Origin of the sequence: Mucilaginibacter sp. NFX135 (genome assembly GCF_048565145.1) — a bacterium.
Classification (GTDB): domain Bacteria; phylum Bacteroidota; class Bacteroidia; order Sphingobacteriales; family Sphingobacteriaceae; genus Mucilaginibacter.
The window spans coordinates 5,010,550-5,034,457 of the sequence record NZ_CP183412.1; the positions used below are offsets into that span (position 1 = coordinate 5,010,550).

Annotated in this window: 21 protein-coding genes; 9 read left to right on the forward strand and 12 right to left on the reverse strand. The window is 43.0% G+C overall.

The features are described from left to right. Positions 1-187 precede the first annotated feature (187 nt). The 4 genes from ACNURT_RS20925 (at position 188) to ACNURT_RS20940 (ending at position 4,538) form a co-directional block, all read left to right on the forward strand. Positions 188-1,282, forward strand: a complete 1,095-nt coding sequence (locus ACNURT_RS20925; RefSeq protein WP_419699383.1) for an AI-2E family transporter — start codon at positions 188-190, stop codon at positions 1,280-1,282. 347 nt (positions 1,283-1,629) lie between these two features. Continuing rightward, positions 1,630-2,589, forward strand: a complete 960-nt coding sequence (locus ACNURT_RS20930) for an MBL fold metallo-hydrolase (RefSeq protein WP_419699384.1) — start codon at positions 1,630-1,632, stop codon at positions 2,587-2,589. 64 nt (positions 2,590-2,653) lie between these two features. After that, positions 2,654-3,541 carry an alpha/beta hydrolase gene (locus ACNURT_RS20935; RefSeq protein ID WP_419699385.1) on the forward strand — a complete coding sequence of 296 codons (888 nt, stop codon included), beginning with the start codon at positions 2,654-2,656 and terminating at the stop codon, positions 3,539-3,541. Positions 3,542-3,650: 109 nt separating this feature from the next. Beyond that, positions 3,651-4,538 (forward strand): alpha/beta hydrolase, encoded by an 888-nt coding sequence (locus ACNURT_RS20940; protein ID WP_419699386.1) that lies wholly within the window; start codon positions 3,651-3,653, stop codon positions 4,536-4,538. A gap of 114 nt (positions 4,539-4,652) precedes the next feature. On the opposite strand, the gene ACNURT_RS20945 is transcribed toward ACNURT_RS20940, so the two are convergent. From ACNURT_RS20945 to ACNURT_RS20985, 9 genes are all read right to left on the reverse strand, one after another. Further along, positions 4,653-5,225, reverse strand: coding sequence for a hypothetical protein (locus ACNURT_RS20945; RefSeq protein WP_419699387.1), 573 nt, complete (start codon positions 5,223-5,225; stop codon positions 4,653-4,655). A 57-nt stretch (positions 5,226-5,282) separates the two neighbouring features. Then, positions 5,283-5,549 carry an Ada metal-binding domain-containing protein gene (locus ACNURT_RS20950; protein WP_419699388.1) on the reverse strand — a complete coding sequence of 89 codons (267 nt, stop codon included), beginning with the start codon at positions 5,547-5,549 and terminating at the stop codon, positions 5,283-5,285. Beyond that, on the reverse strand, positions 5,546-6,253 hold the full coding sequence (locus ACNURT_RS20955) for a 2OG-Fe(II) oxygenase (RefSeq protein ID WP_419699389.1): 708 nt from the start codon (positions 6,251-6,253) through the stop codon (positions 5,546-5,548). The genes ACNURT_RS20950 and ACNURT_RS20955 overlap by 4 nt, the downstream gene beginning before the upstream one ends. 10 nt (positions 6,254-6,263) lie before the next feature. Then, a complete protein-coding gene (locus ACNURT_RS20960; RefSeq protein WP_419699390.1) occupies positions 6,264-7,112 on the reverse strand; it encodes a bifunctional helix-turn-helix domain-containing protein/methylated-DNA--[protein]-cysteine S-methyltransferase in 849 nt (282 codons plus the stop codon). A gap of 316 nt (positions 7,113-7,428) precedes the next feature. After that, complete coding sequence (locus ACNURT_RS20965) at positions 7,429-7,962, reverse strand: GNAT family N-acetyltransferase (protein ID WP_419699391.1); 534 nt, start codon at positions 7,960-7,962, stop codon at positions 7,429-7,431. Positions 7,963-8,213: 251 nt separating this feature from the next. After that, positions 8,214-9,416, reverse strand: a complete 1,203-nt coding sequence (locus ACNURT_RS20970) for a sodium:proton antiporter (protein ID WP_419699392.1) — start codon at positions 9,414-9,416, stop codon at positions 8,214-8,216. A 134-nt stretch (positions 9,417-9,550) separates the two neighbouring features. Continuing rightward, positions 9,551-10,084 (reverse strand): hypothetical protein, encoded by a 534-nt coding sequence (locus tag ACNURT_RS20975; RefSeq protein ID WP_419699393.1) that lies wholly within the window; start codon positions 10,082-10,084, stop codon positions 9,551-9,553. Positions 10,085-10,147: 63 nt separating this feature from the next. Continuing rightward, positions 10,148-10,687, reverse strand: coding sequence for a hypothetical protein (locus ACNURT_RS20980; protein ID WP_419699394.1), 540 nt, complete (start codon positions 10,685-10,687; stop codon positions 10,148-10,150). An 81-nt stretch (positions 10,688-10,768) separates the two neighbouring features. After that, complete coding sequence (locus ACNURT_RS20985; protein WP_419699395.1) at positions 10,769-13,012, reverse strand: sodium-translocating pyrophosphatase; 2,244 nt, start codon at positions 13,010-13,012, stop codon at positions 10,769-10,771. A gap of 310 nt (positions 13,013-13,322) precedes the next feature. On the opposite strand from ACNURT_RS20985, the gene ACNURT_RS20990 reads away from it, so the two are divergent. The 4 genes from ACNURT_RS20990 to ACNURT_RS21005 all read left to right on the forward strand — a co-directional run bounded on the left by ACNURT_RS20990 (position 13,323) and on the right by ACNURT_RS21005 (position 17,351). Further along, positions 13,323-14,732 (forward strand): APC family permease, encoded by a 1,410-nt coding sequence (locus tag ACNURT_RS20990; protein WP_419699396.1) that lies wholly within the window; start codon positions 13,323-13,325, stop codon positions 14,730-14,732. Beyond that, positions 14,707-16,116: a D-alanyl-D-alanine carboxypeptidase/D-alanyl-D-alanine-endopeptidase gene (gene dacB, locus ACNURT_RS20995; RefSeq protein ID WP_419699397.1), complete on the forward strand. Its 1,410-nt coding sequence runs from the start codon at positions 14,707-14,709 to the stop codon at positions 16,114-16,116. Before ACNURT_RS20990 ends, dacB begins: the two co-directional genes overlap by 26 nt. A gap of 201 nt (positions 16,117-16,317) precedes the next feature. After that, positions 16,318-16,956, forward strand: coding sequence for a hypothetical protein (locus tag ACNURT_RS21000; RefSeq protein ID WP_419699398.1), 639 nt, complete (start codon positions 16,318-16,320; stop codon positions 16,954-16,956). Beyond that, positions 16,953-17,351 carry a hypothetical protein gene (locus ACNURT_RS21005; RefSeq protein ID WP_419699399.1) on the forward strand — a complete coding sequence of 133 codons (399 nt, stop codon included), beginning with the start codon at positions 16,953-16,955 and terminating at the stop codon, positions 17,349-17,351. Before ACNURT_RS21000 ends, ACNURT_RS21005 begins: the two co-directional genes overlap by 4 nt. Before the next feature lie 257 nt (positions 17,352-17,608). On the opposite strand, the gene ACNURT_RS21010 is transcribed toward ACNURT_RS21005, so the two are convergent. The 3 genes from ACNURT_RS21010 to ACNURT_RS21020 form a co-directional block, all read right to left on the reverse strand. Beyond that, positions 17,609-18,028, reverse strand: coding sequence for an OsmC family protein (locus tag ACNURT_RS21010; protein ID WP_419699400.1), 420 nt, complete (start codon positions 18,026-18,028; stop codon positions 17,609-17,611). Between the two features lie 122 nt (positions 18,029-18,150). Continuing rightward, a complete protein-coding gene (gene namA / locus ACNURT_RS21015) occupies positions 18,151-19,221 on the reverse strand; it encodes an NADPH dehydrogenase NamA (protein WP_419699401.1) in 1,071 nt (356 codons plus the stop codon). Between the two features lie 169 nt (positions 19,222-19,390). Further along, complete coding sequence (locus ACNURT_RS21020; protein ID WP_419699402.1) at positions 19,391-21,808, reverse strand: outer membrane beta-barrel protein; 2,418 nt, start codon at positions 21,806-21,808, stop codon at positions 19,391-19,393. 536 nt (positions 21,809-22,344) lie between these two features. Here ACNURT_RS21020 and ACNURT_RS21025 point away from each other — a divergent pair. Next, the gene (locus tag ACNURT_RS21025) at positions 22,345-23,901 is read left to right on the forward strand and encodes an amino acid permease (RefSeq protein WP_370995967.1); all 1,557 of its coding nucleotides are present in this window, start codon (positions 22,345-22,347) and stop codon (positions 23,899-23,901) included. Positions 23,902-23,908: the final 7 nt, after the last annotated feature.

Sequence of the window (23,908 nt, forward strand, 5' to 3'; positions counted from 1 at the left end):
AATGATTTAACTCATGCAAAATATTTGCCAAAATTTATTCTTTTGAAAGCATATACTGGCGATATAGAATCAACAACCTGGTAAATTTTAAATCCACAAAAATCAAAATGGTAAATTATTATCTGTAATAATTGCTTAACTTCAAACATCCGCTCGCTGTATACGTTACCAACTGAAAAATTATCATATGTCCACCAAAAAGCTGATTGCACCATTTTACGAACGACTTGCATTAACATTAATTGGCTTTTTGGCACTCGGATATCTGATCATTATAGGTAAGGACCTGCTTGACCCCATGATTTTCGGGTTCATTTTCGCGATACTGTTGTTACCTATTTCCAACTTTCTGGAAAAAAAATGCCGGCTGCCGCGTAGTGCTTCATCTTTAATATCCATATTGCTGCTTGTTGGTTTTGTTTACGGCATATTGTACCTGGTAGGCTCACAGATATCAAAAGTAGCCAGCGACTGGCCTATGCTTAAAAACCAGGTAACACAATCATTGCATGACTTGCAGGAATGGGTACAATCGGCATTTCATATTAATACCGAAAAACAAATGAACTACGTGCACAGTACAGCCGATAAGCTTATGGCATCGGGTGGCGATGTTTTAGGTACAACTTTCGGGGCTATTTCATCACTGATGCTCTTTTATGTGTTCATCCTGATATTTACCTTCTTTATACTGCTTTACAGGCGTTTGCTGCTGCGTTTTATTATCTGGGTTTTCCGCGATGAAAACGAGCATATCGTAATGGATATAGTAGAGAATATTCAATCTATATTAAGGCAATACATCCTGGGCCTTTTGCTGGAAATGATGATCGTAGCAGCTGTGGCTATCAGCGTTTTCCTGCTTATTGGTATTAAATATGCTGCTTTGCTGGGTATTATCGTTGGCTTATTTAACATTATACCTTACATCGGTATTTTTACGGCGCTGTTGCTCAGCGCCATTATTACCTTTGCAACCGGTAGTATTAAGGATACTTTATTGGTGATGGGCAGCGTAATCGGTATTCATGCGGTTGATGCCAACTTTCTGCTACCTACCATTGTAGGTTCAAAAGTGCGACTTAATGCGCTAATATCATTTATAGGGATCATTTTAGGCGAAATGATATGGGGTTTGTCGGGTATGTTTTTATCCATACCGGTTATTGCTATTTTCAAGATCATATTTGACCGTATAGAGAGCTTAAAACCATGGGGCTATCTATTAGGAGGCGATTACGAATACAAAAAATCCGCCGCCGCCAAAATGAAGATAGAGTAATATTTATTTAACAAAAAGTTAATATCTTTTTAAGGATACTCTCTTTAAAACTCCGGTCCTTTATTTTAGGTTTGTATTGTATTAATCCCCCTAACTAATGCAAACTACTAATGCCCCTCTACGCCCTGTTTACAAGTGCAAAAAGTGCAATGAAGTACTTGATTTGCGCCGTAAAAGAAGTCCATTCATCAGAACATTTCTCTTTTGGCTACCGCTAAAAAAGTTCTTCTGTACACGCTGCCTCAAAGTACGTTATCTTTTTTAATTATCACTCGGCTTAATGCCGCAGGTTCATTAATTTAGCGGCCTCACAATTGCAATACCTGCAATTGAAAAACTGATTAAACATGCGCCTTAAGCAAGCCTTATTGATAGTTGTTTATATTTTACTGCCCTTTGTTATTTTGGCGCAGCCTAAAAGTAAACCGGCTTTTCGGCTGGTGCCATTAGGTGTGTTGGGTGGTATCGATGAAAGTAATTTATCAGCTTATATGTTAGCTGCAACCGGCACCGATCAATATATCTGCCTGGATGCTGGAACCTTGCATGCTGGCATTCAAAAAGCAGTGGTAAACAAGACATTCAGGGTTTCTGGTGAGCGGGTATTGAGACAATACATCAAAGGGTATTTTATATCACACCCCCATCTTGATCATATAGCAGGGCTTATTATTAATTCGCCCGAAGATAGCAGCAAAAATATTTATGGCCTTCAAAGTACTATTGAGACCATCAAAACCCACTATTTTACCTGGGCAAACTGGGCAAATTTTGCCGATCAGGGTGAAACACCCGCTTTAAAGAAATACCATTACCGGGTACTTGATCCCGGCACCGAAACTGACATAGAAAATACCAAGCTTAAAGTGCAGGCATTCCCACTAAGTCATTCCAACATTATCAGTACCGCTTTTCTGGTACAAAGTAATGACAACTATATTTTATACCTGGGCGATACAGGATCGGATACCATTGAAAAAAGCAGCAACCTGCAAAACCTGTGGCAAGCTGTTGCACCGCTCATCAAAAACAAAAAATTAAAAGCTATTCTCATTGAGGTATCCTTCCCGAATGAGCAACCGGATAAAACACTTTTTGGCCATTTGACCCCGCATTGGTTCATGGCCGAAATGGATAAATTGGCCACGCTTACAAGCCCGGCTGAATTAAAAGGGTTAAACATTGTTGTTACACACCTTAAGCCACCAACCAAAAGCATCACCCGGATTAAGGCCCAGTTGAAAGCTGCCAATCAACTACAACTAAACCTGATATACCCGGTACAAGGCAAGGCTCTTAATTTTTAGATAGTATTTGGTCAACGCCAAAAATTACCTAAATTTCCATCAACCAAAACTAAACCGCCTATCTATGAACATCATTAAAAAATGCCTGCTGATCTGCTGTGTTTTATGGGCCAATGCCTTATTTGCACAGCCACAGGGCAAAGTACTGGAGGAAGAAACCGTTAAAAGCAGTATTTTAAAGCGTAATGTAAAGTATACTGTTTACCTGCCTGCCGATTATGAAACAGCCAACCGCAGCTACCCTGTTGTGTACCTGTTGCATGGTTATACAGACGACAATACCGGTTGGCTGCAGTTTGGCGAAATAAACCGCTATGCTAATAAAGCCATTGCCGAAGGCACTATACCTCCTATGGTTATCGTGATGCCTAATGCCGATTCAAGCTGGTACATTAACTCTTATGATGGTAAAGAAAAATATGAGGATTTTTTTATCAAAGAATTTATGCCGCAAATTGAAAAGATTTACCGCATTAAAGCCGATAAAAAATATCGTGGTGTAGCTGGTCTTTCTATGGGTGGGTACGGCACGCTTATTTACACTATTAAATATCCGCAATTGTTTGCAGCAGGAGCCGCATTGAGCGCGGCAGTATTTCCGGACGATCAGATGGTGGGTATGCCCGACGAAAACTGGGATAGGGTATTTGCCCAGCTGTATGGTCGCGGGCTGAAGGGTAAAGACCGCTTGAACAAGGCCTGGCAGGCCAATTCTGCATTGAGCATGGTGCAGGACAAAACCACAGAACAATTGAGCGGTGTACGCTACTGGATTGATTGCGGTGATGACGATTTTTTAACCAAAGGCAACTGCTTACTGCATATCGCGTTGATGGAAAAGAAAGTTCCGCATGAGTTTCGTGTTCGTGATGGCGCCCACACCTGGACCTACTGGCGTACAGGCATTACGGAAGCGCTGGCATTTATAGGCGACAGTTTCAGGCAGAAATAGAGTCTTTGATGTGCAGATGTGCAAATTACAGATATGCAGATGATGGAGCCCATATACCGAATGAGAATATGTCTTGATACTTGATACGCACTACTTGATACTAAAATTTATGAAAATATACTTTAAGCTCTCCCTGCTTTTACTACTTTTAAGCTCTGGCAATGTATTTGCCCAGCATTTAGGTAAAGTGATAGACGAGCAAAACATCAAAAGCGATATTTTAAAACATAATGTAAAATACGCTATTTATCTGCCTCCAGATTATGAAACATCAAACCGGACATGCCCGGTGGTGTATCTGCTGCATGGTTATGGCGACGATCAAACCGGTTGGCTGCAATTTGGAGAGATAAACCATTATGCCGATAAAGCCATTGCTGAGGGCAAGATCCCGCCCATGATCATTGTGATGCCCGATGCCCAGACTACTTATTACATCAATTCCTACGACGGGAAACAGAACTACGAGGATTTCTTTTTTAAGGAATTTATCCCCGGTATTGAAAGGGAGTATCACATCAAAGCCGAAAAAAATTATAGGGGTATAGCCGGGTTATCTATGGGTGGCTTTGGCACATTGGTGTATAGCATCAAACATGCTGAAATGTTTTCGGCAGCAGCGGCACTTAGTGCGGCGGTTCGCAGCGATGAAGACCTGATGGCTATTCCTGATGCCCGCTGGGCCGAAGTATACAGCAAAGTGATCGGTCCCGAACTTAAAGGCAAGGAACGTTTAAATGCTACTTGGCAAAACTACTCCGTACTCGGCCTGGTACAAAGCAAAACTACCGAAGAATTGAATACGGTTCGCTATTGGATAGATTGCGGTGATGACGATCCCTTGAGCAAGGGCAACTCCCTGCTGCACATCACCTTAATGGAAAAGAAAGTTCCGCATGAATTCAGGATACGAGATGGCGGCCACAACTGGACCTACTGGCGTACCGGCATTACAGACGCGCTGGAATTTATTGGCGATAGTTTCAGACAGAAATAACTTGTAGATGTGCAGATATGCAAATTACAGATGTGCAGATGATTTTAATATTTGCTTAGTGCGTGGATCATTTGCATATCTGCACATCCGCATATTTGCACATCTTGCCCCCCTTCAGGGGGTTGGGGTGCTTAAAATATCCTCACAATTCTTTTTCAGTTGGGCAAGTCGGGCAGGTAAAGTATCTATACCGTGCTGATCCTTTATATTGCGGTAAAGCAGCTTAATCAGGCTGAGCGTTTGATCATCCGGATCGCAGGCCTGGGCTTTTTCCAGATGCGGTAAAGCTTTTTTTATTTTGCCGATATAGGCTGCATCCACAACTATCTCCTTCGCCGGTTTGCCCGAAATATCCTTGATATACAGATACCCTAATGCACGGTGTGCCACATAATAATTGGGTTGCGCGGCTACTACCCTATTATAATACATAATGGCATTCATACTTTGATGATCGCCTTCGTAAACCTGGGCCATAAAATTATAGAAACTTATACGGATACCGGGTTTTAGTTTAGCAGTATCAGGCAGTATTTGCTCGCCAAGGGTCATGGCTTTTTCCATATTAGCATTTAGAAATGCTTCGTTAAAATCAACGTAGCGATCATACACCTCATCGGCGGTTTGCGCGTTAGCCATTTTTCCGGCTATTACTATGATGACAATGAAGAGTGTTTTTTTCAGCATGATGATAAGATTGGCTAAATGTACTTAGCCAATCTTATAAACGCAACAAGGCATGCTTTAATTATGTTGAGAATTCTTCCACCTCCGGTACTGCTGCACCATGCAGTGTCCGCAGGGGCGATATCCCAGATTAACAGCCTCTGCTTCCGAAACAAAGAAAACACGGTTTTCCGATTTCATTCGTTTGCCCGATCGGCAACTCATCGTACCATAAATTTTAAGCCGGGCATTACCACCAAGCCTGATCTGTTTTGTATCGAGCAGTTGTTTTAGTCTCCTGCTGCGGGTAAAGGAGACATTCCCCAGTTCAATATGCCTGATCATTTGGCGTCATGAAAAATGATACCCATGCTGCGTCGTTTACCGGCAGTTATTTCACCCACACCGTGTTTCATATTTACCCGGTGATAACCCGTGCTGCCTTTTGCCGGGCGGTAGCTGGTAGTAAATAACAGCATATCGCCTTTAACGGGTTTAAGCACCATAGCGCGCGATTGCGCTCTTGGCTTTTGCTCCATCAATATAAACTCGCCACCTTCATAATCCCGGCCGGGTTCATCCAGTATAAAAACCAATTGCATTGGAAAAAACACTTCACCGTACAGGTCCTGGTGCATGGCATTGTAGCCACCTTGTGTATATTGTAATATCAATGGAGTTGGTCTCAACTGTTCATGCTCATGGCAATGCTGCAGCAGTTCTTCCAAAGTATCGGGGAAACGTTGCTCCTTATTCAAATACTGCATCCAGCCATTGGCAATGGGTGCCAGTTTGGGATAAAAACTCTCCCGTAATTGTTGAACAAGCATGGGCAAGGGGTATTTGAAATACTTATACTCTCCCAGCCCATATTGATGATGCTCCATCACAATGGTTTTACGGTACAGTTGCTCATCGGCATATTGGGAGCTGAGGGCATCGCATTCATCTGCTGTTAATACATTTTTCACCAGCGCATACCCCTTATTATCCATCGCATTGGAAATTTCGGCCCAATTCAGGCCTGCAATTCTTTCTTTAATACCCATATCTGTATTATTAAGCCTCGTTGTTAACTAAAGCGGCCTCCCAGCCAATAATAGCCGATTTGCGGGTTGGCCCCCAATGATAACCACCAGATTCGCCGGTTGACTTGATAACCCGGTGACAAGGTATCAGGAAAGCAACCGGGTTGGCCCCTATCGCACTGCCTACGGCCCTGCTGGCATTGGGCTGATGGATCTGCTTAGAGATATCCGAATAAGTGCTCAGATCGCCCATAGGTATTTTCAACAGTGTTTCCCATACTTTAAGCTGAAAACTGGTACCTTTTAAATGCAGCTTTATTTGGGATAACTCCGACCAGTCCTTTTTAAAGATGTGCAGGGCGTCCTGCTGGGCAACATCCACTACTTGCGTATAAGAAGCATTAGGGAATTGTTCCAGAAGCTTATTAAACGCATCTTCCCGGTCATCGGCAAAAGCCATATAACAAATGCCTTTGGGAGTTGATGCTACAATGATGTTACCAAAAGGGCTTTCGGCAAAACTATAGTTGATCTCGAGCTCTTTACCGCCGTTTTTGTACTCGGCGGGGGTCATGCCTTCTATATTGATAAACAGATCGTGCAGCCGGCCGGTGCCTGATAGGCCGGTTTCAAAAGCGGTATCAAACAAGGTAGCCTGTTTATCTTTCAACAGATTTTTGGCATAATCAAGGCTCAGGTATTGTAAAAACTTCTTGGGACTGATGCCGGCCCAGTCGGTAAATAAACGTTGAAAATGGAAAGAGCTTAAATGCACCTTTTCGGCCACATCATCCAGGTTGGGTTGATTTTTAAAGTTCAGCTTTATGTAGTTGATCGCCTCGGCGATACGGTCGTAATTGATTTTTTCTTGTGTGTTCATCGTCTTGTTTATTAATTATTGATAAACAAATTTACCCCGGTATAAGCTCCTGTAAAACCCGAAACTTGCGCTGTTTGCCTGCTCACAAAGGTATAGCCCCATAGCGTAAAAATTATACGCGTATCGACTCACCCCGACATTGCTACGCTTGTCACCCCTCTCTCCGCTTCGCGCATAGAGGGGATTTCTTTCTTTTTCTTTACCCTCTTTGCGGCAAAGCCGCAGAGAGGGTCGTCCAGCGAAGCGAAGACTGGGTGAGTCGGCTATGCGACTTGGCTTTAACCCTATTCCCATCTTTTTATGGACTATTAACCGCTTACAAAGCCTTATACATTTTTACAATGGGCAGCACTTCACCATCGGGCATGGGCTGCTCAATATGCTCCAGCGGACGATAGCCCATCACTTCATAAAGCGGTACGCCGGGCAAAGTAGCACCAAGCTGAAAACTGGTAAAACCATTCGCTTTAGCTGCGTTTTCACATACCTGCATAATATGTTTACCAATACCTTTCCGGGCCCAATCAGGGTGTACAAAAAAGGCCCGGATACGTGCAGCATCACTTGCGGGATCAAGCAGTGGGTCTTCTACCGCTTTATGCTGATCGCCGCCGTATAGCGTATTCCGTTTGCTCCAGCCGCCACAGCCTACTATAGCATCACCAACCTGAGCCACATAGTACGTACCATCAATGATGAGTTGTGTATCGATACCAAAAATATATTTAATCGAGCTTTCTATCTGGCTTGAGGTATTATAAGCGGTACTTAACCCACGTACGGATGCACCTATTAATTGCTGTAAAAAAGGAATGTCCTCAAAAGTAGCGAGGCGGGTAGTAATAGTCATTGGTGTTTCTTTTGATCAAATATCATTAAATTCCTAAATGTTTAGCCTGGGTGTCATTTAAATTGTCGCAGAGCCGACTCACCCCAACATCGCTACGCTTGTCACCCCTCTCTCCGCTTCGCGCATAGAGGGGATTTCTTTCTTTTTCTTTACCCTCTTTGTGGCAAAGCCGCAGGGAGGGTGGTCCAGCGAAGCGTAGACCGGGAGAGTCTTTTCATGGACTATATTACTCTCCATGAAGCAGGGTGAGGCTAAACATTCCCAAATTCCTGGCTTTGGCTTGTTGCATGCCTTTTGGTTACCAGCAAGCCGAGACTTAATATAATACTTGTACCTAATACCACCACAAATAATAAACTGGCACCCACCTGGGGGATACGCAGATTAGCGGGCAGATTATAATATAGCAGTACATTGATCAGTCCGCGGGGTACGATAAAAAGCTCGGGCATCAGGTCGGTTTTAGATACCAGTTTAATATATAGGAAACGCACTACGTAAATAGAAATCAAAATAGCCCCGGCACTCAGTAAAATCGGCATATCGTTCAGCTCGCGGATATTCATGGTATAGCCAAAAACAATAAAAAAGAAGGTACGCATCAGAAAAGCGCTCTCGGCCGAAAGTTGATGCAGTTGCTTGATGTCATGCTTAAAGGCGGGATAGATAAACGTTTTCCTGAACCAGGAAAAATTGATCTGGCTGGCATTGTTCAGGAACAAGCCTAAAGCCAATACAATGATGAGCGCTGACAAATGGTACGACTGGCCGATAGAATAAACCAGGATCAATAATGATATGATCAGGAACGATTTAATATGATGTTTTAAACGCCCGATAACATATAACAGGGCAAGGCACGATAAAATAGCCACCAGAATAATACCCGTAAGTTCGCCGCCTAATTTGGCAAATGAGCCAATATCTATCTTCGGATTTCTGACGATAAAATTAAACAGCACCACGGTGAGGATATCTGAGAACGAGGATTCATAAATGATAAATTCCTTTTTACTTTTAATGAGATTGGCCGCGGATGGTATAGCAATAGATGAGCTTACCACACAATAAGGAATGGCGTTTACAAAGCATTTATAAATACTCTCGCCGGTAAGGTAATAGATAATACCGGTGATGGCCACTGTGCTTAACAGCAATATACCTAATGCCGAAAAGAATGCCTTTTTGATCACCGCGTTTTTATCGCTGTTGTATCGCAGCTCCAATGCCCCTTCAAATACGATGAGTATCAAACCCAATGTACCCAGCGTGGGCAGGATGAGTGAGAAATTGAGCATGGGAATATTAAAATACTCCACGATCTGCTTTAGACTAATACCCAGTAACAATAATAAAATAACTGAAGGGATCTTTGTTTTACCGGCCAGCAGATCAAACAGGTAGGAGAATATGACAAGTCCACTGAGGATAATAAGAGTTGTATATGTAGTCAAATTAGGGTTGATTTAATATCCGTTCGTAAATGAGCCTTAACACACGAAATTTAGGTATTGTTTTGGAGATGATTGGGTTTAGGGATCCATCAAACTGATTTATTACTTGTTGATGTCATATACTGAACCGATCATTAATGAAGATCTGGTTGGGCTGCGGCTTTTGCTTTTATAAAATACAGCCAAATATTTCCCGCAAACATAATGAGGGAGCTTAATACCCACAACCAGTATCCCAATTCATAGCTTATGATCTGACTATAATTTCCGGCTTCATCTGATCTGATCTTTGAAAAGAACAAGAAGGAAAAAGATATAATAACTGCTAAAAAACCTGTTATTAAGGAAAGTTTAGGCTTTTTATTGATCGAAATCCATGAAATTAACAAGAGTGGGTTTGCAAGCCATGAAATGCCTGCACCACCAAGCAGAAGACCTATTGCACCCGAAAAAACAGCGGCAATCGAATACCCACAGCTATTGGTTGTACAATAACATTGTTGAGTTAATGAAATAAGAAAAATCACAATACTGGAACTAAGGATGATTACCCGGTGATTGATTCTTTTCATTACAACTAAGATAAGTCTTTCTAAAACAAAAAAGAGCCACCCTTCCAGGCGGCTCTTCTCAACACTATTTATTCGAATTAAAGTTGGATCTTCCATTATATCTCCGGTTACAGAGATCTTGCGAAGAAGATATGATTTTTTATAATGAAGCTACATCAATCATTGATCAAACGATTCTCCCGGGACGATTTGATGTGAAAATTTATACTTGATCAGTAACGTATTTAAAAAGTATCTGAATGACTTGCTCATGCCACCTAACATATAATAAGCATCTTTGCCTTTACCAATTTTTCCTTGCTTCTGAGCCGCTATATCGATGCTGGAATCTAATGCGTTGCAATCAAGACATACGGATACATGAGCAACTATTTTAGTTTTATGGTAATAAACAATGCCTAAGTGTGGATCGAAACAAGCCGCGGATCCGCTACCATATGAGCTTTTGCTATCCAGACTTTTACTTAATTTATTTATTTCCATTGTATTAAGCGTAACTTGTTTGGTCACGGTTTTAGCAAGCTGGCCTTGCTCGTCGATAATATGAATGTAATAGTCTTTGCTGCCTGAATAATCATATATGATCACCTTGTCATATTTCAATGAACTGAAAGTTTTGGTCGGCTGCGTAAAAGCTGCAAAAAACAAGAAAGAGAAGATAAGTGTTAGTGCTATACGCCCTATGAGAATATTTGTCATATCTTTTTAAATTTAATAAAAACTACATCTAAAAAAAGAGCCACCCTTTCAGGCGGCTCTTCTCAACACTATTTATTCGAATTAAAGGTTTTTGTCGGTTTTGATCACTATGTGTGTATTATTCAGCGATTGTCTGTGCAATTCGCGCTGGATGCGTGGACTGGTATCAACCAAATGATTGAGGTGCGGCGCGATCACCAGTGAAACGATCGACATCAGTTTGATAAGGATGTTCATGGATGGGCCCGAAGTATCTTTAAATGGATCGCCTACGGTATCACCGGTAACGGATGCTTTGTGCGGTTCTGATTTTTTATAGTGGATCTCGCCGTTGATCTCTACACCTTTCTCAAATGATTTTTTGGCATTATCCCAGGCGCCACCGGCGTTGCTCTGGAAAATCCCCATCAGCACGCCTGATACAGTTACACCGGCCAGTAAGCCACCCAAAACTTCGGGGCCAAAGGCAAAGCCAATAATGATTGGGGTGATGAGAGCGATCAACCCTGGAGCAACCATCTCGCGGATGGAGGCTTTGGTTGATATAGCCACGCATTTTTCATACTCCGGTTTGGCTTTGTACTCCATAATACCTGGGATCTCGCGGAACTGGCGCCTTACTTCCTCAACCATAGCCATAGCTGCACGACCTACTGCAGAGATACATAAAGCCGAGAAGATAAAAGGGATCATCCCGCCTACAAACAAACCAGCTAAAACGTCGGCCTTGTAAATATCAATATGTTCAATACCGGCCACACCTACAAAGGCCGCGAACAGAGCCAGTGAGGTTAATGCTGCCGAAGCGATAGCGAAACCCTTACCGGTTGCAGCGGTAGTGTTACCTACAGCATCCAGGTTATCTGTACGGTGGCGTACTTCTTCGGGCAGGCGGCTCATTTCGGCAATACCACCGGCGTTATCGGCAATAGGGCCAAATGCGTCGATAGCCAATTGCATAGCTGTAGTAGCCATCATACCGGCGGCAGCGATAGCTACACCATACAAACCCGCGAAGTGGTATGAACCATAAATCCCCGATGCCAGCACCAGGATAGGTAATACAGTTGATTCCATACCCACAGCCAAACCGCCAATAATATTGGTAGCATGACCGGTTGACGATTGGCGGATAATGCTCAGCACCGGGCGTTTACCCATGGCGGTATAATATTCGGTGATGATGGACATCAAAGTGCCAACGATCAGTCCGACAACTATCGACATAAAAACCCCATTTTTGGTAAATATCAGCGATCCTGCTTTAATACCTCCATTCACTTCATCGCGAGACATGTGAAATTCTCCGGCAGGTAACATCCACTGTACTACAAAATAAGTAGCTATGGCAGTTAAAATAATAGATGCCCAGTTACCCATATTCAAGGCCTTTTGAACACTATCGGTCTCATTTTTGATCTTTACAAAGGCTGCACCTACGATAGAGAATATCAAACCCAAACCGGCTATTACCATAGGTAACAATACCGGGGCAATGCCACCAAAAACATCATGCGATACAATTTCCCTTCCCAGCACCATGGTGGCCAGCATGGTAGCCACGTATGATCCGAATAAATCAGCACCCATACCAGCAACGTCGCCCACGTTATCACCTACGTTATCGGCAATGGTAGCAGGGTTACGTACGTCATCCTCCGGGATACCAGCTTCTACTTTACCCACAAGATCGGCGCCTACGTCGGCCGCTTTGGTATAAATACCGCCGCCAACACGGGCAAACAGCGCGATAGATTCGGCACCTAAGGAAAATCCAGCCAAAACATCCAGCGCTTTGGCCATATCTTCGCCATTTACAGTGCTGCCAGTTACGTTTTTAACATATATGGTATAAAAAACAATAAACAATGATCCTAAACCTATAATAGCCAAACCGGCAACGCCCAAGCCCATTACCGTACCACCGGTAAATGAAACTTTTAATGCTTTGGCTAAACTGCTGCGCGCGGCCTGTGTGGTACGCACGTTGGCTTTGGTGGCTATACGCATCCCCAGGAAACCAGCGAATGCCGATAAAAACGCGCCAATTAAAAACGATATGGCAATAACCGGACTTGAGGTGGCCACCGTGGTGCCCGACCAGGCCAGTAATACACCCGCAACTATTACAAAGTAGCTAAGTATTTTCCACTCCGCACGTAAAAAAGCCATTGCCCCATCGGCAATGTAACCGGCCAGCTGGGCCATGTCGCCGTCGCCGGCGTCTTGTTTGGTAACCCAGGCGGCTTTAACCGCCATAGCGAGAATGCCTATAAGGCCTATCACCGGAATTAAATAGATCAAGTAGTTGTTCAAAAAATCCATATTCAAAATTTGGTTTAGTAATATAAATGGTAGTGAGGAGCAAGGATTTTGAGAACAAGGAGCAAGGATAGTTTCAAAACGGACATTTTGCGGTGTATCTAAATCTTGAAATTCGATATCCGCCTTCCGTTACAAAAATCTTTGCTCCAAAAATCCTTAATCCTTAGTCTCTATTACTATTAATTGGTGGATGCAAAATAGTAATTTTATTTTCTTTACCAAGAGCCTGCTTATTATAAAGTTTTTTAAATAGTTTAGGACCTTAAACCCCTTTGAATAACAGATGACAAAAAAAACTGATCAACCAAAAATGAAACATGAACTGAGCCTGCTTGACGGCACCATGCTGGTAGCGGGCTCAATGATAGGTTCGGGTATTTTCATTGTAAGCGCCGATATCATCCGCAATGTAGGCTCGGCCGGCTGGCTCATCGCCATTTGGGTACTAACCGGTTTCATGACCCTCACCGCCGCATTAAGCTACGGCGAGCTAAGTGGTATGTTCCCAAAAGCAGGCGGTCAGTATGTTTATCTGAAAGAAGCCTATAACAAATTCATTGCTTTTTTATACGGCTGGAGCTTTTTTGCGGTGATACAAACCGGAACCATAGCCGCGGTGGGTGTAGCATTCAGCAAGTTCGCGGCTTATATATACCATCCTCTTAGTGAGGAGAATATTTTGTGTGATCTGGGTTTTGTAAAAATCAGCGCCGCACAGGTGGTATCTATTATACTCATTATATTTTTAACTTTTATCAATAGCCGGGGCGTAAAAGGTGGTAAGCTGATCCAGAATACTTTTACCTTAACTAAACTGTTAAGCCTTTTTGGATTAATTGGTTTTGGTTTTTTAGCGCTGCGAGGCGATATCTGGCAAGCCAACTGGAGCAATGCCTGGGATATTCATAACCTGAGCAAGACTGGCAATATAACTGCTTTAACTATAGGCGGCGCCCTGGGTGCTATCGCGGCGGCAATGGTAGGTTCAATTTTCAGCAGCGATGCCTGGAATAGCGTAACTTTTATTGCCGGCGAAATGAAGAACCCCAAGCGCGATGTAGCGCTGAGCCTGGGTTTAGGCACTTTAATAGTGACCATTATTTACGTATCGGCTAACTTTGTTTATACGGGTGTGCTGTCATTACATGACATTGCATCGGCTGATAAAGACCGGGTGGCCGTGGCCGCCTCACATGTAATATTTGGTAATATTGGTACCTATATCATCGCCGTAATGATCATGATATCAACTTTTGGCTGCAATAACGGGTTGATACTATCAGGCGCCAGGGTATATTATTCTATGGCTAAAGATGGTCTTTTCTTTAAACGTACGGGCGATTTGAATAAATTCGGAGTTCCGCAGTTCGGACTGTGGATACAGTGCCTGGTAGCTTCCATACTATGCTTAAGCGGGCGTTATGGAGATCTGCTGGATATGATATCATTTGTGGTGGTGATATTTTATGTGCTTACCATTTTTGGCATTTTTATTTTGCGGGCCAAGCATCCTAACGCTGACCGACCATACAAAGCTTTTGGTTATCCGATTTTACCAGCCATTTATATTTTAATGGGCCTGGCATTTTGCACATTGTTAATTATATATAAGCCACAATTTACCTGGCCAGGCTTAATCATAGTACTTATAGGTATCCCTATATATTTCATATCGCAGCGGAACGTTAAACATAATGATGAAACGGTTACTGATAGTTAGTTTATTTTTGATAAGCGGGCAGCTTTATGCCCAGAATCTTCAGCAGAAATTATCGAATGCCTTTGGAAGGTTGCAGGCGGATAGCCAGTGCAGCTATGCATCGGTTTCTTTAACCGTATTGGACGCCAAAACCGGCGAACAAATATTTACAGCCAATCCTAATATGGGGCTGGCTACTGCATCTACCCTCAAAACCATTACCAGTATAACTGCTTTTAATATTTTAGGGGCCGATTTTAAATACCAGACCCAATTGGGCTATGCCGGTGAAATTACCGCTGATGGTACACTGAACGGTGATGTAATCATTAAAGGTGCCGGCGACCCTACCCTGTGCAGTTGGCGGTACGAACAAACCAAAGAGGCCCACGTACTGGCCCTGATGACCGATGCCTTGCAAAAGGCAGGTATCAAAAAAATAAACGGTCGTGTTATTGGCGATGATAGTATTTTCGGTACGCAATCTATCCCCGAAGGATGGATCTGGCAGGATGTGGGTAATTATTACGGCGCGGGGACATCCGGCCTGTGCTGGCGCGAGAATCAGTTTGATATAAAACTGCGTACCGGTGCAGTCGGTAACCCGGTTGGCATATCCCGTACGGTTCCCACCATCCCATACCTTACTTTTAAAAGCGAGTTGGTAAACGGCGAAGCAGGCTCCGGCGATAATGCTTATGCTTTTCTGCCTGTTGGCAGTTCGGTAATGTACCTCCGGGGTAGCTATGCGATAGATAAAGATAAAAAAAGCATATCCGCCGCTCTCCCGGATGCCGCTTATGATGCTGCTCTGCGTTTATCGGATACTCTTAAAAAATTGGGCGTTTTGGTAACAGGCGGACCGGAATCAGCCGCTACTTTAGCTGCCAAAGATTTGAAGTTGCCGCTCATCAGTAAAAACTTAACTACCATATTATCGCCGCCTTTGAGCCGCATTATTTACTGGCTTAACCAAAAAAGTATTAACCTGTATGCCGAGCAACTGCTCAAAACCATTGCCTGGAAACAGGGGCGCAAACCAACCTCGGCCAACGGTGTAGAGGAAGTTCAGAAATTTTGGAAAGCGCGCGGTATCGACCCGAATAGCATCAACACATATGATGGCAGCGGACTTTCGCCTGGCGACAGGGTAACTACCTTAACGCTGGCCAAAATACTGCAATCGGCCAAAAAAGAAAGCTGGTTTGCCGATCTGTATGAGAGTTTGCCGGTTTATAACGACATGAAAATGAAAAGTGGCAGTATCAACAGTGTATTATGCTATGCCGGTTATCAAACACATAACGGTCGTGAGCTGTGCTTCTCCATCATGGTGAACAACTTTAATGGATCAAGTCGCGGCATCAAAGAAAAAATGTTCAGAGTGCTGGATGTGCTGAAGTAACCCCCCGGCCCCCTGAAGGGGGGGTGTCACTCTGAGCATCGTCGAAGGGTTGAGTGCAAAGGCCTGTCCACCATGCTTCGACGGCGCTCAGCATGACACCCTTTTTGAATAAAGCTCAATGACGGGCTATTTCTCCGAAATGGGAAGCTTTTTGATTTGCGGTTTTTATACCCTAAATTTAGGATAACCAATTTTTAAACCTTGAAAGTATTAACCTTAGCTCCCCATAAGCCGATCATCTATCTACCGGGAATGATCAGCCTGGTTTTACTGCCGATGTTTTGTTTGATTTTTCTTTTTCAGCACAAGGCATTTATGCATCAGTTTGCTATGGATGTAACTATGTATGACACGAGTTTGGATGCAAAACTTAAAATCCCCGGAGTATACTATCCTCAATTTCCTCCTGTTCGGAATTATCTGGATATTAACCTGGATGGTAATGATGCCGCCAATAAAACCCGTTTAGATTTTGCCCGGTTGGAGATAAGAGAAATACTTGATTCAAAAGATACGCATAAAGGTATCAGGTTTCATTTTGGAAAAACCAGTAAATATTGGTCATATGTACAGGCACACGATATATGTCAGATAGAGGGGGTTCCGGCCTATACCCAATATCAGGATGATATATATGCGAGTTATACAATCCCTCAAAAGGAAAGTAAATTATATACAATGCCGTGTGGAGGTGTCCGAGTTTTTGAAGTTAAAACCGATCAGAAAATATGGGAGGAGCAATTGCAAATAATCAAAAGCTTTTGTGCACCTGCTTTACTGTTTGTAATGATGACATTTTTTACTGTAAAAAGATCGCGCTTCAATTTTAAACGAATATGAAAACACTAAGCATAATCCTCCTCCTGATAGCATCCACCTTCTTCGCCTGCAAGCCAAAAACCAACCCTGCCGACGAGGTTAAAAGCATCAAATTTAAATTTACCGAACTTGGCCGTGAAACGCAGTTCAGGATAACCTGCGATAAGTTTGATTATTATTTCCCTGAGGGTAAGGTTAAAAACTTTACACAAAAAGCTTCAGTGGATAGTGTGATGCAGTTATTGACCGATATGAAAAGGGCGGATGATGGTTTCCAGCCTGATGTGCGTGGGAAGATTTACCTCACACATCCTAATAACACGGTGGACACCTTATGTGTAGGTGTTAAAGTGCTTACCTATAAAAGTGCCACTTACGAAACGCCGCAAGCTTTGTTGGCTTTGATACAGAAATAATAACTACTTTGTCATGCTGAGCGTAGCGAAGCATCTGTTGTTCAGTAGACATATTGTCAAATAGATCCTTCGCTCCGCTCAGGATGACAAACAAAAAATTATGTCATTGCGAGCATAGCGTGGACAACCGACCGCAGGGAGCTCATTAATACCTTAGAAAACAATTAGCAACATTAATAATCTCCTCGCGTTCTCATTGATTAGAATAGCTACGAGATTGCATCGTCGTTCCTCGCAATGACATGTATGAGAAATTTTTAAGCGTAAGTAACGTTTAAAGTAATAGGCACACTCAGTGCTTTTGAAATAATGCAATTGGCTTTGGCGCCTTCGGCAATTTGTTTGAAGGTTGCTTCGTCAACACCGTCAATAACAGAGCTCTTTAGTTCCAGGTGAATGTTCGTAACTGCCAGGCCAACCATGTCCAGATCTAATATGGCGTCGGTGGTCAGGTCATTAGGTGTAAAACCGGCCTGGGTTAAAGCAGCGCCAACCGCCATGGTAAAGCAACCTGCATGAGCAGCGGCAAGCAATTCTTCGGGGTTGGTACCAATGCCATCGGCAAAGCGCGTTTTAAATGAATATTGTGTTTTGTTTAATACAGTGCTCTGGGTAGTGATCTCTCCCTGACCTGCTTGTAATGTGCCATTCCAATGGGCGTTTGCTGTACGTTTCATAGTTGTTGTTTTAGTTTTGTGATGTATTATTTAGTTCATTGTTCATAGATCATTGTTCATCGTAATTTTTGGTTCATAGATCATATTTTCCCAACCATGATCTATGAACCATTCGCTATGAACTATTGCCATTTGGCACGTTCATATTGAACGGGCCATTTTACTTCATGTCCCAATTCATGCGCGGCACGTAACGGAAAATGCGGATCGCGCAGCATTTCCCGGGCCAGGAATATCAGGTCGGCCTCGCCTTCCTGTATAATTTCATCGGCCTGGTAGGCGGTTGTTATCAGGCCTACCGCTCCTGTAAGTATACCACTTTCCTTTTTAATTTTCTCTGCAAACTCAACTTGATAACCTGGTTTTAACGGTATCTTAGCATTGACTACATTTCCACCGCTTGAGCAGTCGATCAAATCAACACCTTTATCCTTCAATAGTTTGGCCAGCGCGACGGAATCCTCAGCAGACCAGCCACCTTCGGTCCATTCGGTTGTGGATAAACGTACAAACAAAGGGCTCTCTTTAGGCCATACCTCTTTAATGGCTTCCAATACCTCAATCAGCAAGCGAATACGGTTTTCAAATGTACCGCCATATTCGTCAGTACGTTTATTACTTATAGGCGAAAGAAACTGGTGCAGCAGATAGCCATGCGCGCCGTGCAACTCTATCACTTTAAAGCCAGCGGCTATGGCCCTTTTGGCAGCCGCTTTAAAATCGGATTTTACTTTTTCAATACCGGTTTTATCCAGTTCAAGAGGTGCTTCTTCATCAGCCTTAAACGGAATGGCGCTCGGTGCTACCGCTTTCCAGCCATTGGGTTGGTTTGATGGTATTTGCTGACCACCGTTCCAGGGTTCCAGATGACTGGCTTTGCGCCCGGCGTGGGCAAGCTGCACCCCAGCAACCGCACCATGCGCATGTATAAAATCGGTGATATGTTTAAGTTTTTCGATATGCTCATCACGATAAATACCCAGATCGGCAAAGGTAATGCGGCCCTCGGCTGATACCGCGCAGGCTTCGGTCATGATCAATCCTGCGCCACCAACGGCCCGGCTGCCCAGGTGAATGAGGTGCCAGTCGTTGGCAAAACCATCTTCACTGGAGTACTCACACATAGGCGATACCACGATACGATTTTTTAATTCGATGCTTTTTATTTTTAAGGGCGAAAATAGATGAGCCATTTTTATTTTTTTCGGTAAATATGGTAACTAACAGCCATAAAGCCCTCACTGTTTTGTAAAATACCTGTGGGAGGAAGCTAAAAGCTTAAAGCCGAAGGCTCAAAGCCAAAAACATCTGTGATCGTAACAAAAAAAGCTTTCCGCTTTAAGCCTTCGGCTTTCAGCTTTCTCAGTGTATTCTGCCGCGTTCTTCTTCGTTGCCGGTATCACGTTTTTCTGTGTTGGTTTCTTTACCAAAGCGATAGCTTAGGGCTAATTGTACAAAGCGGTTGAGCTGGAAATTGGTGAATTTGCTTCTGATACCGTTAACCGTGGTTGTTACCGCCGGGGCGCTGCTCCGGAAAGCATCGTTAAAATTCAGGGTGATGTTTAGTTTCTTTTTCATGGCCAAAGCCGTAAAGCCTACATCCAGCTTATAATAGGCATCCGAACGACCGATATGATCAACCTCGGGGAACTGGTACCAGAAATTCACCGCCGCTGCAAAGGTTTTGCCGGCATTAAAATAAGCCGTATTGTTAGTGGCCAGGTAAGCTCCATAGCCATTGATGCTTTTGATATAAGGTAAGCTTGAGCGCGCGCTGGTATGGTAAAAAGTAGCCTGGTTATTATTATCCAGCCAGGAAAACAGGTGCAGCGACAAATTCTCGGAGATCCCTACCCGGTAAGTTTTTATAAAGTTAAGCGGGATGGTGCGTACCAGGTTGGTATCAGTACTGGCTATGGTTACGTTGTTGAACCCATTATCGGTGATATTCAGGAACAAGCCCGAGGTAAAGATATTTTTAAAGGTGTGCGATAGTTCGAGGTTGCTGTTATATTCCGGCTGTAAAAAGGGATTACCCTCGCCATAGCTGTAAGCCGTAAACAGGGACTTGAACGGGTTGAGGTTCCAAAAAGTTGGCCGATTTATCCTGCGGCCAAAGCTTAGTGAGAAACTATTTGCAGTATCAGCCTGGTACGATATCAGCACTAAAGGAAACAATTGCAGATATTTATTGGTGTTTACCTGTTTAAGCGTGTAGGATGTACCCTTGGTTTCGGTGTACTCGGCACGCAAACCTGCCTGGTATTTCCATTTGTCCTTTTCCTTATTCAGGTTGAGGTATAATGATTGTGTGTTTTCTATATACCTGAACTCATTACTTAGGTTAGTGTTATAAGTAAGTTCATCATTAGCGCCTTTATCATAGTAATAGGCATTACTATAGTTATTAATAAAGCTGAGCTTACCACCAAAAGCAAACCTGACGAATTTGGTGGGTATTTCGGCATCGGCTTTAAAGGTATATAAATTGATGAGTTGCTTGTTGGTATCAAAATACCGGGTGTTACTGGCCGGGATCACCTGTCCATTGGGCAGATAGCTGTTACTTTCAAAGTCCGACCGGTCATTACGGTTATAATTAAAATAGTCGGCATTAAGAATTAACTTCTTACCGGTAGTATCAAAGTTGATCACCGCATGCGCGTTGCCCGAATTGCTGATAGCAATAGGATGATAAGTAGCAAAGGTTCTAAGGGTAGAATCCAGGCCGCCGCTGCTATTATAGATTGGATTATTCACATGGTCAGATCCATCGTAAATACTTTTACCGCCCAGGTAAGAGATGCCGATGCTTGTTTTAGGGCTTACTTTATAATCAACCCCGGCAATAATATTAAAATTGTGCCCCCTGTAATTGCCCGTATCTGTTTGCAGCCAGCTTTGTTTGGGATAAAACACATCGGTTGCAAAGCCTTCCAGTTCATGATCATGATCCATACTGACGTTGGTATAGGCCGACCATTTATCTGCATTATAGTTCAGGTTGGCGCTACCGGCGGCCAGCCAGTAATTGCTGGTGCCAAAAACGTTGGCCGGGCTATGCAGGGATTGTTTGTCGCTTAGCTGTACATTGCCCGATAAACCTTGTTTGCTGCTGCGTTTGGTGGTTATATTAATGAGCCCGGCATTACCATCAGCATCATAATTGGCCGATGGGTTTTTGATCACTTCTATTTTAGAGATCTGGTTGGCCGATATCGATTTTAAATACCTGGCCAGATCAGTGCCGGCCAATTGTACAATACGATCGTTCACCATTACTTTTACCTGGCCTTTACCCACAATGCTGATGTCGTCGCCATTTACTTTTATTCCGGGTACTTTACCTATGGCGGTCAATGCATCGGTACCTGTAGCGGTAATATTGGCAGATACATTGTACACCGTTTTTTCCTGATTGTTTTCGATAGCGGCTTTATTAGCGGTAACCACCACTTCGCCCAATTGCGTGTTGGAAGTTTGCAGGATGATGTTAACAGCAGTATCTTTTGTAATGGATAATTGCGACTGGTACCTGGCATACCCGGTAAACGCTATGGTGAGTAGATACTGGCCGGTCTGTAAATTCGTAAAGACAAACCCTCCCCCGGCATTGGTTTGTAACGACTGATTTTTATTACTGTTGATGTTAAACAGACTTACACCGGCATAACCCAAAGGGTGCTTAGACACGTCTGTGACCGTTCCGGTAAATTTTATCTGGGCAGAGAGGCTGGTGCATAAAAAGGCAAGAAAAAGTAAGGTACCAATAAATTTCAAAACAGGCAGGGTTTATAAATTTGGCTAATAATAAGAAAAAGATGGGTAAAGTTGGAAATTTTTGATTGAGACGGCAGACATTTTTGGATTAAGACCATATCCGCTATAAACATAGACAGCATAAAGACTATAAATGTAAGTGAAGTCTTTTAAAAGCAGAAAAACCGCAAAATCTTACCGGTCAAAATGTATTTTAAGGAGAAACAAGCATAATTAGGTGGAGAAAAAAGAATGATCCATTTAACTCTAAGAGCATTTTTTTGATTTTGTGGTGTTTATTTAACAATTATTTTTAATTAAAAATCAAAGTGTACCCAAAACACCGCTTTAGCCTGCTTGTGCTACAAATGAGGCACTTACATAAGTGCTTATAAAAAATCCGATTACCTATAGATTTAATCGGATTTGCACACTTTTATTTGGAAATCCCTCATTATTGCGTTGTTACATTCTGCCCTTTAGGATTTCAATAAATTTAAGTACGTTTGGGGGAATGTGAATTTTTAAATTTTTAAAACTGATCTTACTATTTTAAAATGAAGTTATTTATTAAGAAACCTATTCAGCAATTGATGGCTGCCTCTGTCGAGACGGAGAAATCGCTGAAAAGAACCTTAGGCGTTGGATCGCTTATAGCGCTGGGTATTGGTGCTATTATTGGAGCCGGTATTTTTGTGCGTACAGCAGCGGCAGCCGGCGAACATGCAGGTCCGGCTGTTACTATTTCATTCCTTATCGCGGCAGCCGGTTGCGCCCTGGCCGGTTTATGCTATGCGGAGTTTGCCAGTATGATACCTATCGCCGGCTCGGCCTATACTTATTCCTACGCCACCATGGGCGAATTTATAGCCTGGATCATTGGCTGGGATCTTGTATTAGAGTACGCTCTTGGGGCTGCTACCGTAGCCATTGGCTGGTCGCAATACTTTAACGAATTTTTAATAACATTTTTTAATTTCCATATCCCCTACCAGTGGACACACTCTTTCTTTGAAGTGTCAAACACAACTTCAGGTATGTACGCTGCCGAACTGGGTACAAGAGGGATTGTAAATTTACCAGCCATATTTATCATATTCCTGCTTACCTTATTGCTTATCCGCGGTATGGCCGAATCGGCTGTGGTAAACAATATTATTGTAATTGTTAAAGTAGCTATTGTACTCCTGATCATCGGTTTGGGATGGCACTTTATAAATCCGGCCTTTCATACACCTTACATGATCCCGGCTGATGCAGGTACCATAAAGGTAAGTACAGGTGTTGTTGATTATGGCGATACTTTTAACCATGGGTGGCTGGGTGTTTTACGCGGCGCCAGTGTGGTATTCTTTGCCTTTATCGGTTTCGACGCGGTTTCGACCGCTGCGCAGGAGGCTAAAAATCCTCAAAAAGATATGCCAAAAGGTATCCTGATATCATTGGTTTTCTGTACTGCTTTATACATCTTGTTTTCGCACGTATTAACTGGCTTAGTTTCATACAAAGATTTTCTGATACAGGGTAAAGAAGCATCCGTAAGCTATGCTATCAAAACAGCTATGCCTGGCTATGGCTGGTTAGCTTCGTTTGTTACCGTATCTATCCTCGCCGGTTTTTCTTCGGTGATCCTGGTGATGCTAATGGGCCAAACCCGTGTGTTTTATACCATGAGCACCGATGGCCTGATCCCTAAAGTATTCTCCAAACTTCACCCTAAATTCCGTACGCCTTATAAATCACAATGGTTATTTTTTGTGTTTGTATCCATATTTGCAGGTTTTATACCTGATAAATATGTGGGTGATATGGTGAGTATCGGTACCCTGTTTGCATTCGTGCTGGTTTGTATAGGCATATTTATCCTCCGCAGAACCGATCCAAATATTGTACGTCCGTTTCAGACGCCGCTTTATATGATCGTTTGTCCGCTTGGTGCGCTTATATGTCTTTGTATGATTGCCAGCGAGGGCTGGGAAAACTGGGCCAGGCTTATTGTTTGGTTACTGATTGGCTTTGTCATTTACTTTACTTATAGCATTAAACGCTCACACGTAAGACATGGCAAAGTTGAAGCTGCCAATGACCCTATCAATCCTAAATTTGTTGAATAAGCTCAGT

Coding starts and splice junctions, on each gene's coding strand:
- ACNURT_RS20980 (WP_419699394.1), bottom strand. CDS start 10,687: ATGACAAATATTCTCATAGGGCGTATAGCACTAACACTTATCTTCTCT.
- ACNURT_RS20950 (WP_419699388.1), bottom strand. CDS start 5,549: ATGATCAGGCATATTGAACTGGGGAATGTCTCCTTTACCCGCAGCAGG.
- ACNURT_RS20985 (WP_419699395.1), bottom strand. CDS start 13,012: ATGGATTTTTTGAACAACTACTTGATCTATTTAATTCCGGTGATAGGC.
- ACNURT_RS21010 (WP_419699400.1), bottom strand. CDS start 18,028: ATGAAACGTACAGCAAACGCCCATTGGAATGGCACATTACAAGCAGGT.
- ACNURT_RS20940 (WP_419699386.1), top strand. CDS start 3,651: ATGAAAATATACTTTAAGCTCTCCCTGCTTTTACTACTTTTAAGCTCT.
- ACNURT_RS20955 (WP_419699389.1), bottom strand. CDS start 6,253: ATGGGTATTAAAGAAAGAATTGCAGGCCTGAATTGGGCCGAAATTTCC.
- dacB (WP_419699397.1), top strand. CDS start 14,707: ATGATGAAACGGTTACTGATAGTTAGTTTATTTTTGATAAGCGGGCAG.
- ACNURT_RS20960 (WP_419699390.1), bottom strand. CDS start 7,112: ATGAACACACAAGAAAAAATCAATTACGACCGTATCGCCGAGGCGATC.
- namA (WP_419699401.1), bottom strand. CDS start 19,221: ATGGCTCATCTATTTTCGCCCTTAAAAATAAAAAGCATCGAATTAAAA.
- ACNURT_RS20965 (WP_419699391.1), bottom strand. CDS start 7,962: ATGACTATTACTACCCGCCTCGCTACTTTTGAGGACATTCCTTTTTTA.
- ACNURT_RS20945 (WP_419699387.1), bottom strand. CDS start 5,225: ATGCTGAAAAAAACACTCTTCATTGTCATCATAGTAATAGCCGGAAAA.
- ACNURT_RS20930 (WP_419699384.1), top strand. CDS start 1,630: ATGCGCCTTAAGCAAGCCTTATTGATAGTTGTTTATATTTTACTGCCC.
- ACNURT_RS20925 (WP_419699383.1), top strand. CDS start 188: ATGTCCACCAAAAAGCTGATTGCACCATTTTACGAACGACTTGCATTA.
- ACNURT_RS20975 (WP_419699393.1), bottom strand. CDS start 10,084: ATGGAAGATCCAACTTTAATTCGAATAAATAGTGTTGAGAAGAGCCGC.
- ACNURT_RS21005 (WP_419699399.1), top strand. CDS start 16,953: ATGAAAACACTAAGCATAATCCTCCTCCTGATAGCATCCACCTTCTTC.
- ACNURT_RS21025 (WP_370995967.1), top strand. CDS start 22,345: ATGAAGTTATTTATTAAGAAACCTATTCAGCAATTGATGGCTGCCTCT.
- ACNURT_RS20935 (WP_419699385.1), top strand. CDS start 2,654: ATGAACATCATTAAAAAATGCCTGCTGATCTGCTGTGTTTTATGGGCC.
- ACNURT_RS20990 (WP_419699396.1), top strand. CDS start 13,323: ATGAAACATGAACTGAGCCTGCTTGACGGCACCATGCTGGTAGCGGGC.